Origin of the sequence: Parabacteroides sp. PF5-9 (genome assembly GCF_029893105.1) — a bacterium.
GTDB lineage: Bacteria > Bacteroidota > Bacteroidia > Bacteroidales > Tannerellaceae > JARXWG01.
Map to the genome: position 1 here is coordinate 75654 of NZ_JARXWG010000009.1, position 13003 is coordinate 88656.

General features: G+C 39.9%; 10 protein-coding genes and 1 tRNA gene. 8 read left to right on the forward strand and 3 right to left on the reverse strand.

Annotated elements, in window-relative coordinates; genetic code table 11:
- Positions 1-111 precede the first annotated feature (111 nt).
- Together glyA and M2135_RS07060 are read left to right on the forward strand one after the other, a co-directional pair.
- Positions 112-1392, forward strand: coding sequence for a serine hydroxymethyltransferase (glyA, locus tag M2135_RS07055; protein WP_280747823.1), 1281 nt, complete (start codon positions 112-114; stop codon positions 1390-1392).
- 114 nt (positions 1393-1506) lie between these two features.
- On the forward strand, positions 1507-3852 hold the full coding sequence (locus M2135_RS07060) for a family 20 glycosylhydrolase (protein ID WP_280747824.1): 2346 nt from the start codon (positions 1507-1509) through the stop codon (positions 3850-3852).
- Positions 3853-4286: 434 nt separating this feature from the next.
- On the opposite strand, the gene M2135_RS07065 is transcribed toward M2135_RS07060, so the two are convergent.
- Positions 4287-4775 carry an SPOR domain-containing protein gene (locus tag M2135_RS07065; RefSeq protein WP_280747825.1) on the reverse strand — a complete coding sequence of 163 codons (489 nt, stop codon included), beginning with the start codon at positions 4773-4775 and terminating at the stop codon, positions 4287-4289.
- An 89-nt stretch (positions 4776-4864) separates the two neighbouring features.
- Between M2135_RS07065 and M2135_RS07070 the strand changes: the two genes are divergently transcribed.
- The 4 genes from M2135_RS07070 (at position 4865) to M2135_RS07085 (ending at position 9469) form a co-directional block, all read left to right on the forward strand.
- Entirely contained in the window at positions 4865-6961 is a 2097-nt protein-coding gene (locus M2135_RS07070) for a S9 family peptidase (RefSeq protein WP_280747826.1), read from the forward strand.
- Between the two features lie 59 nt (positions 6962-7020).
- The gene (ffh, locus tag M2135_RS07075; protein ID WP_280747827.1) at positions 7021-8349 is read left to right on the forward strand and encodes a signal recognition particle protein; all 1329 of its coding nucleotides are present in this window, start codon (positions 7021-7023) and stop codon (positions 8347-8349) included.
- 48 nt (positions 8350-8397) lie between these two features.
- Positions 8398-9294 (forward strand): bifunctional methylenetetrahydrofolate dehydrogenase/methenyltetrahydrofolate cyclohydrolase FolD, encoded by an 897-nt coding sequence (gene folD, locus M2135_RS07080; protein WP_280747828.1) that lies wholly within the window; start codon positions 8398-8400, stop codon positions 9292-9294.
- A gap of 98 nt (positions 9295-9392) precedes the next feature.
- Positions 9393-9469 (forward strand) — tRNA-His (locus tag M2135_RS07085).
- 254 nt (positions 9470-9723) lie between these two features.
- Here the strand turns inward: M2135_RS07085 and M2135_RS07090 are convergent.
- Together M2135_RS07090 and M2135_RS07095 are read right to left on the reverse strand one after the other, a co-directional pair.
- A complete protein-coding gene (locus M2135_RS07090) occupies positions 9724-10029 on the reverse strand; it encodes a helix-turn-helix transcriptional regulator (protein ID WP_280747829.1) in 306 nt (101 codons plus the stop codon).
- Positions 10001-10342 (reverse strand): type II toxin-antitoxin system RelE/ParE family toxin, encoded by a 342-nt coding sequence (locus M2135_RS07095; RefSeq protein ID WP_280747830.1) that lies wholly within the window; start codon positions 10340-10342, stop codon positions 10001-10003. The genes M2135_RS07090 and M2135_RS07095 overlap by 29 nt, the downstream gene beginning before the upstream one ends.
- Before the next feature lie 456 nt (positions 10343-10798).
- Here M2135_RS07095 and M2135_RS07100 point away from each other — a divergent pair, with 456 nt between their 5' ends.
- Complete coding sequence (locus M2135_RS07100) at positions 10799-11044, forward strand: hypothetical protein (protein ID WP_280747831.1); 246 nt, start codon at positions 10799-10801, stop codon at positions 11042-11044.
- A gap of 205 nt (positions 11045-11249) precedes the next feature.
- Positions 11250-12701 (forward strand): hypothetical protein, encoded by a 1452-nt coding sequence (locus M2135_RS07105; RefSeq protein ID WP_280747832.1) that lies wholly within the window; start codon positions 11250-11252, stop codon positions 12699-12701.
- Positions 12702-13003: the final 302 nt, after the last annotated feature.

A 13003-nucleotide genomic window follows, 5' to 3' on the forward strand; every position in this document is an offset into this window, starting at 1 on the left:
TCCGGATATTTCGACAGGATGCTCTGTCATAAGGAATTTTTGTCGTAAATTTGCACACGTTCTCCCTGCCCATCAGAGAGATCATCATTGCAACAACCAATCATATAAGTAATGAAAAGAGACACTATCATTTTTGACATTATTGAGAAAGAAAAGCAACGTCAGTTAAAAGGGATTGAATTGATTGCTTCTGAAAACTTCGTGAGCGACCAGGTGATGGAAGCCATGGGCAGTGTGCTAACCAATAAGTATGCCGAAGGTTATCCCGGGAAACGTTATTACGGAGGATGTGAAGTCGTTGATCAAAGTGAAACACTGGCTATCGAGCGTTTGAAAAAACTGTTCAACGCCGAGTGGGCGAATGTGCAGCCTCATTCCGGAGCACAGGCCAATGCCGCAGTATTCCTTGCCGTAATGAATCCGGGGGATACCTTTTTGGGCTTGAACTTATCACATGGCGGACATCTATCTCATGGCTCACCAGTCAACAGTTCCGGTATTTTATACCATGCGACGGAATATAATGTGAAAGAAGATACAGGCCGTGTTGATTACGATCAGATGGAAGAAGTCGCTTTACGTGAAAAACCGAAAGTCATTGTGGGCGGAGGATCAGCCTATTCACGTGAATGGGATTACAAACGTATGCGTGAAATTGCAGACAAGGTTGGTGCAATTTTAATGATCGACATGGCACATCCTGCCGGATTAATCGCAGCAGGGCTGTTAAATAATCCGTTGAAATACGCACATATTGTAACATCTACCACCCATAAGACACTTCGCGGTCCGCGTGGAGGTATTATTCTTTTAGGTCAGGATTTTGAAAACCCATGGGGAAAGAAAACACCTAAGGGAGAGGTGAAAATGATGTCGCAATTATTAGATTCAGCTGTTTTTCCTGGTGTACAAGGTGGTCCGTTGGAGCATGTGATAGCCTCTAAAGCAGTTGCTTTTGGAGAAGCATTAGAACCTGAGTACAAAACCTATCAGGCACAGGTTCAAAAGAATGCAGCAGCTATGGCTAAAGCGTTTATGGATAAAGGATACAAGATTATTTCGGATGGTACGGATAATCACAGTATGTTGATCGACCTCCGTTCAAAATTCCCGGATCTGACAGGGAAAGTGGCTGAAAAGGCATTGGTTGCTGCAGATATCACCGTGAATAAAAATATGGTTCCTTTCGACAGCCGTTCAGCTTTCCAGACATCCGGTATCCGGGTGGGGACTCCGGCAATCACGACCCGTGGGGCAAAAGAAGCGTTGATGCAGGATATCGTGGAGATGATGGATACAACTCTCTCTGCTCCTGAATGTGAAAAGACAATCTCTGCTGTTCGCGAAAAGGTAAACAAGACAATGAAAGATTACCCGCTTTTTGCGTGGTAAATAAAATACGTATAAGCACTAAAACACAGGATATAAAAACCTTAACGGAATAAACGATCCTTGTGTTTTAGTGCTTTTTCTTTTCAATCAAAAACAAGAACTAAGCGTCAACACATGAAAAATCTTATTGCAACAATTTGTGCCGGAGCGGTACTTTATTTCCTGGCTGCCTGTAATGAGCAAACAACAGAGGTGAGTTCGTATAATGAAGGCATTAACATCATTCCAACACCGGCCAATCTGACCATACAAGAAGGTGCTTTTAAACTAAATAAAAAGACCTCATATTATGCCTCTACTCCTGAAGCCAGGACGATTGCTGATTTTTTTGCTGCTAAGATGCGACTGTCAACAGGTTTCCCAATTCTGGTTAATGATGAAGGTTCCGGCAATATATCACTCGTTATCGACCCGGCGGTTGATGTAAATGATGAAGGATATATACTGAATGTGACAAAAAACGAAGTCGACCTGAAAGCGAAAACAACCGCCGGTTTGTTTTACGGAATGCAAACATTGATGCAACTATTCCCTGCTGAGATTGAATTTCCGGAGGTGGTAAGTGGCATTACCTGGAGTGCGCCAGCCGTAACCATTAAAGACGAACCCCGTTTCAGCCACAGGGGTATCATGCTGGATGTCTGTCGCCATTTCATTCCGGTGGAAAATATTAAAAAACACATTGATGTATTATCCTTATTCAAAATAAACCGTTTACACTGGCATCTGACCGACGATCAGGCATGGCGCATTGAGATCAAAAAATACCCTAAGTTAACCGAAGTAGGAGGAAAACGTATTGAAGGAGAAGGGTTTGAATATGGAGGCTATTTTACACAGGAAGAGATAAAAGAGGTTGTTCAATATGCGGCAGAACGATTTATAACAGTTATTCCTGAAATTGAATTACCCGGTCACGGTATGGCAGCAATAGCTGGCTACCCCGAACTTTCCTGTAAAAGTGAAGTAGCTTCGCCTCGTATTATCTGGGGTGTTGAGGATATTGTCTTTTGTGCAGGAAAAGAAGAAACATTTCAATTTCTGGAAAATGTTTTTGCTGAAGTGGTTACATTATTCCCAAGCGAATATGTACATATCGGCGGGGATGAATGTCCTAAAACCAGTTGGGCGCAATGTCCCTTATGTCAGAAACGAATCCGTGAAGAAGGGTTAAAAGCAGCAGATGGACATACAGCGGAAGAACGGCTTCAAAGTTATTTTGTGCAACGCATAGAAAAAGTCTTGACCCGGTTAGGAAAAAAAATGATCGGCTGGGACGAGATCCTGGAAGGTGGATTGGCACCTACAGCTACAGTAATGTCCTGGCGTGGAGAAAATGGGGGAATTGCTGCTGCAAGTATGGGGCACGATGTGATTATGACTCCGCAAAATGATGGCATGTATCTCGACAGGTATGAAGGTGATTCTAAAATAGAACCGGTGACTATTGGCGGGTTTGCTTCGCTTGAGTACGTGTATGGTTATAATCCTGTTCCGGATACATTGGTTCGAATGGGAAAAACAAATCATATTCTTGGTGCACAATGTAATGCCTGGAGTGAATATATGTATACACCGGAACTAAACGAGTACCGGATTTATCCACGGATTATTGCACTCTCCGAACTGACATGGACGCCGCTTGAAAAGAAAAATTATGCCGATTTCGAAAGAAGAATCAATAATGCATACGTCCGGCTGGATGGACATGATATTAACTATTATATTCCGCAACCCGAGCAACCGAACGGCTCTTGTAATTTCGTTGCATTCACAGAGAAAGTGTCTCTCGAGTTTAAAACCGGACGTCCTGTAGTGATGGTTTATACAGTTGATGGAACTGATCCGACTTCGCAATCTGCGGTTTATAATATGCCGATCGAATTGACTACATCTGGTATCCTTAAAATTCGCTCTCTGCTCCCCTCGGGTAAAATGAGTCCGACACGAGTCATTACAGTCGAAAAGCAACAGTTGGCTCCGGCGAAAGAGGTTGCAAAAACGACTCCCGGACTGAAAATGGATGTGACATACGGTTATTTCCTGGAAAGTTCGGAAATGGATAAAGCGACAGACTGGAAATCCTCTGTATTAAGAGATCTGCGTACCATTACCCAGGTGGAGAAAACAGATGAATCGATGCGTGGCGTCAAACAATATGGAGCCATTGCTTCCGGATATGTACATATACCCGAAGATGGGGTCTATTACATCTCTTCAGAGAATGAAGAGGTATGGATCGATGGTAAATTATTGGTGAATAACAAAGGTGAGACCAAACGTTTTTCCAGAAACGATAGTTCTGCGGCACTGGCTAAAGGTTTACATGAGATAAAAGTGGTATTCTTGGGGCATATCATCGGAGGCTGGCCTTCTAACTGGAATCGTGGCGATGTATGCTTACGCAAAGCGGATGCCGAACAATTCTCTCCCATTACTCCGGAGATGTTAGTTCATTAATGTTTTATCGCATTCAGATACTTTTTTCTACATCATCCTAAAGAATAAAGGCATGATTCAGACAGTTTTTCTGTAGCATCTACGTCTGTTTTTTGTTACACCTACCTCTGTTTTCTGTTAGAGGTACGTCTAAATCTGTTTAGAGGTAGGTGTAAAATCATTTAGAGGTACCTCTAACAGAAAAGTGGTCTTGATGTTTCAAATAAACCGTTGGGACGTTTTGGTTTTTCTGTTGATTCGTTCACGAAATAACAGGAACAAAGGAGCGATAGGGTTGTTCACTCTATTTTTATGAATAATACAAGTTAGATGAATATAAGGCATTATTTCCTGACGGTTTCGTAGTGAGATTCAAATAGACGATTCTCGGAGGGGTAAAATAAAACCCGTTTTCTGCATGGCAAAAAACGGGTTTATTTTATTTCTTTTGGTTATTATCTGTTATCTAAAATCCAAGCATCCCGGAAATTAGGTGCATATCTGTTTCTTACAGCATCCCGGCTATAAAGCGCATCTGTCTTATTGTCGAAACTTGTTACGACAACCCGAAGCATGCCTTGTGCATTTTCCGCTAAAACTGGATTGTATCCATCTTTTTGCATACGTTCTTTGAGTGAATAAGCATTCGTTTTATTACGGAAACTACCTATTACAACACTATAACGTTTTAAATGAGCCGGATTTTCTCCTTGAATGGCACTAATTCTTTCTGCACGGGTAGGCGCATCTGTCGCTCTCGGTTTGGAGACAGGAGCAACATCGACAATTTGACTATCATCTTCGATTATAACTTCGACAGGGCCTGTGGATTCTTTTTCTTTTGCTTGTTCATAGGCTGCTCTGTAGGCACTCTGCTTCGGTTTACATGATCCAAAAGCAAAAATGAGACCTAAGGCAGCTCCAAATAACCAAATCTTATTCATAACTATAGGGTTCTTTAATTATTAATCGCAAAGATATAAATAAAATTTAGTACTTTCGTATGAATTTTATAATATATCCTAAAATGTACATGAATAAATTTAACGTATTTATGTTTATCGCTACTGCCCTATTATCAGCGGCTTGTAATCAAGAAGCATCTAAAAGTAGTCAACCCGAATCTCCGATCGGACGTGCGGAAGTGAAGATACAAGACGGACTTATGACTCCTGAAGTATTATACAGCATGGCGCGTGTTGGAGACGCCAGACTATCTCCGGATGGTTCTAAAGTGCTTTACGGAGCGACTTTCATGAGTATCGAACAAAACAAAGGGAATCGTGAATTGTTTGTTGTTAATCTGGACGGAAGTGAAAAACGACAATTGACACAAACTCCGTATAGCGAACAAAACGGTGTCTGGATAAATGCCGGAAAACAGATCGCTTATTTGTCAAGCGAGAGTGGTAGTTCGCAGATTTGGGTCATAAACAGCGATGGAACCGGCAAAAAACAGGTGAGCAATTTCCATGGAGGTATTAATGGGTTTGTATTTTCACCTGATGAAACAAAAGTTCTTTTTATTAGTGATATTAAATATGGTGAACGGGTAGCGGATATCTATCCGGATCTCCCTAAAGCTAGTGGAAGGGTTGTTGATGATCTGATGTATAAACATTGGGACGAATGGGTCGAAACCATTCCTCATCCGTTTATCGCTTCTTTTGATCTTAATACAATCATAGAAACGGCGACCGATATTATGGAAGGTGAACCTTTTGAAGCGCCGATGAAACCGATGAATGGTATTGAGGATCTGGCATGGAGCCCCGATGGAAAAACAGTCGCATACGCCAGCCGTAAAAAAACAGGATTGGAATACAGCATCTCTACAAATTCGGATATCTATCTCTATCATTTAGAAACCAGACAAACCACCAATCTGACAGATGGCATGCTGGGGTATGATATTATGCCTGCCTTTTCTCCGGATGGTCAGTATCTGGCCTGGGTCAGTCAGGAACGTGATGGGTATGAATCGGACAAAAAGCGCCTATTCATCGCAAATTTAAAGAGTGGAGAAAAGCAGTATCTGACCTCCGACTTTGATTATGACATAGATGCTTTCGAATGGCTGCCGGATAGTAAATCACTCTATTTTATTGCTTGTAAAGAAGCGCTTACGCATATCTGGCAGATTGGAACAGATAAACAAATCCGTCAGATAACGACCGGACAATATAATTATGTAGGCATGCATCATATTGCTGGTAAAATGGTTGCGCTTCGTCAATCAATGGAAAGTCCGACCGAACTCTTTTCTGTTAATACGGAGAATGGTGAAGTGGCAGAAATCAGTTTTGAGAATAAAGCTATTATGGATCAGTTGGCCATTGGAAAGAGCGTGCCTCGTTATATAAAGACCACCGACGGTAAGGATATGCTTACCTGGGTGATCTATCCGCCGAATTTTGATCCGAACAAAAAATATCCGGCGATACTATATTGCCAGGGAGGTCCGCAAAGTACAGTCAGTCAATACTGGAGTTTCCGTTGGAATTTCCAGATCATGGCTGCTAACGGATATATCATCGTTGCACCTAACCGACGCGGATTACCCGGTTTTGGACAGGAATGGCTTGAGCAGATCAGTGGTGATTACGGTGGACAAAATATGAAGGATTATTTTTCTGCCATTGATGAGGTGGCTAAAGAACCTTATGTCGATGAGCATCGTCTGGGCGCTGTAGGTGCCAGCTATGGCGGATTTTCGGTCTATTGGCTGGCGGGGCATCACAATAAACGATTTAAAGCATTTATAGCACATGCTGGTATCTTCAATATGGAGCAACAATATCTGGAAACAGAAGAGATGTGGTTTGCCAACTGGGATATGGGTGGACCTTATTGGGATAAGAACAATGCGACCGCACAAAAGACTTTCGCCAACTCTCCTCACCGTTTTGTTGACAAATGGGACACCCCAATTCTGGTCACACATGGCGAACTGGATTATCGCATCCTGGCCTCTCAGGGGATGAGTGCTTTCAATGCCGCGAAATTGCGTGGAATACCAGCTGAAATGCTGATTTATCCGGATGAAAACCACTGGATAGCACGGCCACAAAATGGCATATTGTTTCAACGCGTATTCTTTAGATGGTTGGATAAATGGCTGAAAGAATAAAACATTTTCTTACATTTGCACTTTCTTAAAAAAAGACAATAAAAAATTCATAATAAACCATGTTTGAGAATTTAAGCGAAAGACTCGAAAAATCGTTTAAGCTACTGAAAGGTGAAGGTAAAATCACTGAAATCAATGTGGCTGAAACATTAAAAGATGTAAGAAAAGCATTACTTGATGCTGACGTTAACTATAAAGTAGCCAAACAATTTACCGATACTGTCAAAGAAAAAGCGCTTGGGCAGAATGTATTGACAGCAGTGAAACCCAGTCAGTTGATGGTGAAAATCGTACATGATGAACTGGCAACCTTAATGGGTGGAACAGCTTCGGATGTTGAATTGAACGGCTCTCCTTCGGTTATTCTTATGTCGGGTCTTCAGGGATCGGGTAAAACGACTTTTTCCGGAAAACTGGCCAACTTGCTGAAAACAAAAAAAGGGAAAAAGCCATTATTAGTTGCCGGCGACGTATATCGTCCGGCCGCAATAGAGCAGTTGCATATTCTAGGTGAACAGATCGGAGTACCGGTTTACTCTGAACCTGAAAATAAAAATCCGGTAGAAATTGCTCAGAACGCTATCAAAGAGGCTAAAGCCAAAGGATATGATCTGGTTATTGTGGATACCGCCGGTCGTTTGGCAATCGACGAAGAGATGATGCAGGAAATATCTGCCGTTAAAAAAGCGATTCAACCGGATGAGATCTTGTTTGTGGTGGATGCCATGACCGGGCAAGATGCCGTTAATACAGCGAAAGAGTTCAATGATCGTTTGGATTTTAATGGCGTTGTATTGACTAAATTAGATGGTGATACCCGTGGTGGGGCAGCGCTTTCTATCCGAACGGTAGTAGACAAACCGATTAAATTTGTCGGTACCGGAGAAAAAATGGATGCATTGGATATCTTTCATCCCGAACGTATGGCTGACCGTATTCTTGGAATGGGAGACATCGTTTCGCTGGTGGAACGTGCACAAGAGCAGTATGATGAAGAAGAGGCGCGTCGCTTACAGAAAAAGATTGCCAAAAACCAATTCGACTTTAATGACTTCATTGCTCAAATCCAGCAAATCAAAAAGATGGGGAACTTGAAAGAGTTGGCCTCTATGATACCTGGTGTCGGTAAAGCGATGAAAGATATCGATATCGATGATAACGCCTTTAAAAATATTGAAGCAATCATCTACTCGATGACGCAACAGGAAAGGGCGAATCCTTCGATTTTAAATGGTTCGCGCCGTCAACGTATTGCAAATGGTAGCGGTACTTCTGTTCAGGAAGTCAACAAACTCATCAAACAATTTGATGAGACACGTAAAATGATGCGTATGCTGACAACAGCAAAACCGGGAAGTAAAAAGTTGCCGGGATTAAGAAAAAGATAAATCTAAAGACTAAAATTAATCAACATCACATTGTTATACAATACTATAATGGAAGAGAGAGGATATCAACTGTTAGACGGAAAAGCTGTTTCTGCTCAAATGAAACAGGAAATGGCCGATGAAGTCGCACTGATTAAAGCTGACGGAGGTAAAATACCACACCTGGCTGCTATACTTGTCGGACATGACGGTGGAAGCGAAACATATGTGGCTAATAAAGTCAAAACTTGTGAAGAGATCGGCTTTAAATCGACCCTGATCCGTTACGAAAATGAGGTTACTGAAGAGGAATTGCTTCGTAAAGTCAATGAATTGAATAACGACCCTGATGTGGATGGTTTTATTGTTCAACTTCCGTTACCCAAACATATTTCGGAACAAAAAATCATTGAAGCAATCGATTATCGTAAAGATGTTGACGGTTTTCATCCGATTAATGTTGGACGTATGTCGATCGGATTGCCTTGTTTTGTCTCAGCTACACCTGCCGGCATAGTCGAACTGCTCAAACGTTATAAGATTGAAACAAAGGGAAAACATTGTGTCGTGTTAGGCCGTAGTAATATTGTCGGAAAACCTGTCGCCTCATTGATGATGCAAAAAAATGATCCGGGAGATTGTACAGTGACCGTATGCCACAGTCGTTCTAATAACATCAAAGAAATGTGTCTGAGTGCAGATATTATTATTGTAGCATTGGGCGTACCAGAGTATCTGAAAGCGGATATGGTTAAAGAGGGTGCTGTTATCGTTGATGTTGGTACAACACGTGTACCCAATGCATCCACTAAGAGCGGGTTCAAATTAACAGGGGATGTCAAGTTTGATGAAGTCGCACCCAAATGTGCATATATCACCCCCGTTCCGGGAGGCGTAGGGCCAATGACTATTATATCCCTTATGCGTAATACCTTATTGGCCGGAAAAAAGGTAATTTATCCCTAAATTAAGCATCGTTTTTTCTGTCTAAAACTTGCAATCTTAGAAATAATATCTATCTTTGCAGCGTCTTAATAAAAACAGTTGTTTTGTAAGATTACATGGTGATTGTAGCTCAGTTGGTTAGAGCATTGGATTGTGGTTCCAAGGGTCGCGGGTTCGAATCCCGTCTTTCACCCCACCTCCAGATAAACCATCTCAAATAGAGGTGGTTTATTTTTTTGTATCCCCCATTCTATATCGCCCCTTAAAGTGGGCGTATTTTACAACGTTTACCCAAAAGAAAAACCGCCAAACATCTGATTTGTTGATGCTTAGCGGTTTGGCGTTGAGGTTCCTGGCGGATTCGAATACACTGTCCTTGCATGCTGAATATCAGAAAGATACAATTTCTTAAAATTGCAATTCGGTCAACTTTCGGTCAATACTTATAGTTTATGCTATCGGTTTAACGATTTCAATCTTCAATCCAAGAGCATTCATGATTCGATAGAATGTTCCTACGCTTGGATTGATAGAGCCATTCTCTATACGGGATATGTATGACTTTGTACTATTAATTCTTTTGGCAAGTTCGGATTGAGTAACTTTAACTTCCTTCCTTGCTTCATGAAGTATTTGTCCGGTATAGAAAGCGTATGCTTCTTCATCGAACTGTTCCCGTTCGGGCGTGCCATGTGCACCAAACTCTTTTTCAAGTTCTGCACTGATGTCAGTCAGCATGTTGTCTTTTGTACTCATAATATTCCTCCTTAATTTTAATTGCCTTTTCTATTTCAGAAGAGGGTGTTTTCTGTGTTTTCTTTTGAAATCCATTAAACAAGACCACTATTTTCCCTTCATCAAAGATGAAAAAGATACGGTAAATGTTATTGTTATAGTTGATACGAATTTCATATACCCCATCCCGTATCAGCTTAATAAACTTCGTTGGTAAACGATCTTCGGTTTCGAGAAGCGAAAGTATGTATTTTACTTTCAATACCTCTTTATCTGTGAGCGAGGCAATGAATTCCGCATAATATCGACCGAATGCGATTACTTTTCTTTTCATGCTACAAAGGTAAGGAAAAGTTTCATAATAATGAAACATTTCAAGGTGTTTCATAGATAAATTCCTAAAAGTCCAAAATCTGCGCACTTTTTAGGATTTCTATCCGATTCCAAAGCACCCTAAAAAACAGAACTATGTAATTACAAAGAATAATTATCATTCTATTTTCACAATCCGCATCAATAAAATGCCGTTAAAACAAGTTAAGATTAGTATAAAATTCTTTGTTTTATTGTGCGTTTTTTACATGTGTTTATGCAGTATATGAATATATTAGACAGTAATAAAAATGAATATGCAGTATGTGCATATTTGTTTTTTTCAAATTGCAAAATAACGTGAATTTTTGAATTCTTAACATTTTTAGGATTTTTAAAAATTAATATTATACATGTACTTTTGCAACAAATGGAGAGAAGAATTAAATATTTAATCACATATTCTAATTGTTAAATTATGGAAGTAGTAAAGTATATAACAGATGAGAAAGAATTAGAAAAAGTCATTGCAAATATTATGGATAAGCGCTTACCACCGCAAGTTTCCAATCAAGTCGAAAAAACATATAGTATTAATCAAGTTGCTCGCTTGTTGGGACGTTCACATAAGAAGATTTCAGATTTGGTTGCGAGCGGTGTCTTTAGAACCACTCCTGATAGAAGAATCTATGAGAGTTCAATCAGAGAATATAATGATAAATGAGACGCAACAGAGGTTGTGCAATTTCTGAAATTCTTCCAACTACCACATTGGGGAGAATTATAACGCCATCTTCAAAGGTGGCGTTTTCAGTAAACAAAAAAGGATAAAGCCGGCAACCTTATCCTAATCATTGTAGAAATTTTGTTTCTACGTAGCGACAATACGAAGATATAAATTTCTGCTGTAATAGCATAGAAATGAGTATATGAAAAACGAAATAAAGTTCTATTCGGTTCAAATTAAAACTGATAGTGAAGGAAATATCAAGACGGAAATTAGAATCAGATACAAAGAATTCATTGACCTATTATATAGTTTTGGATTTCGAAGATATGATATCGGAAAAGCTTCTATCTACATTCAAATAAAAAACAATATAGTTAAGGAGCAGTCCATAACTCAAATCCAGGATTACTTTCTGAACTACCTCAAATCGCTACCCGAGAATATAGAGGGAAATGTGCGACGAGATGGTATTCTGGAAAAGATTTATTCTAATCCGGCTAATTACTTCTGCGAGAAGAAACTCAATTTGCTTATGTGTGATGATTCTATTGAATTTAACCAGGATTCAAAGAATAGTGTCTTCATCTACTATCAAAACGGATATGTAAAGGTTACAAAGGATGGTTATGCCTTGCACAGTTACACAAAACTGAATAAATGTATTTGGGAAAACCAAATTCTCCCACGAGAGTTCCAATCTATTACTCCTGAAGAATATCTTCAGGGAGTCTTTTCCTGTTTCTGCTTTAATATCGCTAATAAAGACCAGGATAGATACAATGCGCTTAAAACTATAATAGGGTATAATTTACATACCTACTTTGAGACAAAGTTAAAAGCGACTATTCTGACCGACAGCAAAATATCAGAGACACCGAGCGGAAGAACAGGCAAAACCTTATTTTGCAAGAGTTTAGGAAAGATCAAGAACTACTGTGAAATTAACGGAAAGGATTTCGACCCAACGTATAGGCATAAATATCAAGAGGTTGAAGTTGATACACAACTTGTTTGCCTAAATGATGTTAGAAATGATTTTGATTTCGAATTACTATACAACGATATTACAGAGTTTCTTCCTGTTCAACGAAAGAACCAACAACCATTCAGAGTACAGGCAAAGCTGCTAATCACAACAAATAAAACCATTCAAACAAATGGAGATAGCTCAAAAGACCGCTGTATCGAGTTTGAATTTTCAGAACACTACCATAAAGGATACAGTCCGGAAGATGAATTTGGCTGCCGATTCTTCACAGAATGGGATAACAAAGAATGGTGCAATTTCGACAACTTCATGCTAAATAGTATTTGTGTTTATTTAAAGAACGGATTAATTGAGCCGGCTCCTATAAATCTCAACACAAGAAAAATGATAGAACAAACTTCATCCGAACTCGTGGAATTTATCTCACAGTGCATAGAAGAGTGCATCATTCAGTTGGGATTGGAATATTCAAAAAGTCTTATTCATGAAAAATTCAAAAAAGAATTTGATATCCCGGAGAAAGGACATCGATATTCGAATATCACTATCTTTTTTAGACATATTCGGACTTTCTGTGAGTTATCAGTCCCACAGCTAATCTTTGGTGAGCGGTCAAGCAATGGGACTAGATTATTTTCAATGAAATACCTGGGGTCTATTTAATACGATTTTTGCGCACTTTGCGCACTTTTGAAGATAATGGTATGATTATAAGTAATATACGCAGTGCGCTAAGCAGTGCGCAAGCAAAAACGATGCGCACTTTGCGTACTCAATCAGTGCGCAAAAATGGTTCACAGTGCGCAAAAGTACGCCAGCAAAACAGTTTGCGTACTCTGCAATCATTTGATTTACAGTTACATATCAGCAAAAGTGCGCAAAGTGCACAAATTTTCTTATATAAATCACCCACCCACTCATTAAAGAGAAACAATAGGGAAATAAGAACTTTTTATTTTTTCCCT

Coding starts and splice junctions, on each gene's coding strand:
- glyA (WP_280747823.1), top strand. CDS start 112: ATGAAAAGAGACACTATCATTTTTGACATTATTGAGAAAGAAAAGCAA.
- M2135_RS07060 (WP_280747824.1), top strand. CDS start 1,507: ATGAAAAATCTTATTGCAACAATTTGTGCCGGAGCGGTACTTTATTTC.
- M2135_RS07065 (WP_280747825.1), bottom strand. CDS start 4,775: ATGAATAAGATTTGGTTATTTGGAGCTGCCTTAGGTCTCATTTTTGCT.
- M2135_RS07070 (WP_280747826.1), top strand. CDS start 4,865: ATGAATAAATTTAACGTATTTATGTTTATCGCTACTGCCCTATTATCA.
- ffh (WP_280747827.1), top strand. CDS start 7,021: ATGTTTGAGAATTTAAGCGAAAGACTCGAAAAATCGTTTAAGCTACTG.
- folD (WP_280747828.1), top strand. CDS start 8,398: ATGGAAGAGAGAGGATATCAACTGTTAGACGGAAAAGCTGTTTCTGCT.
- M2135_RS07090 (WP_280747829.1), bottom strand. CDS start 10,029: ATGAGTACAAAAGACAACATGCTGACTGACATCAGTGCAGAACTTGAA.
- M2135_RS07095 (WP_280747830.1), bottom strand. CDS start 10,342: ATGAAAAGAAAAGTAATCGCATTCGGTCGATATTATGCGGAATTCATT.
- M2135_RS07100 (WP_280747831.1), top strand. CDS start 10,799: ATGGAAGTAGTAAAGTATATAACAGATGAGAAAGAATTAGAAAAAGTC.
- M2135_RS07105 (WP_280747832.1), top strand. CDS start 11,250: ATGAAAAACGAAATAAAGTTCTATTCGGTTCAAATTAAAACTGATAGT.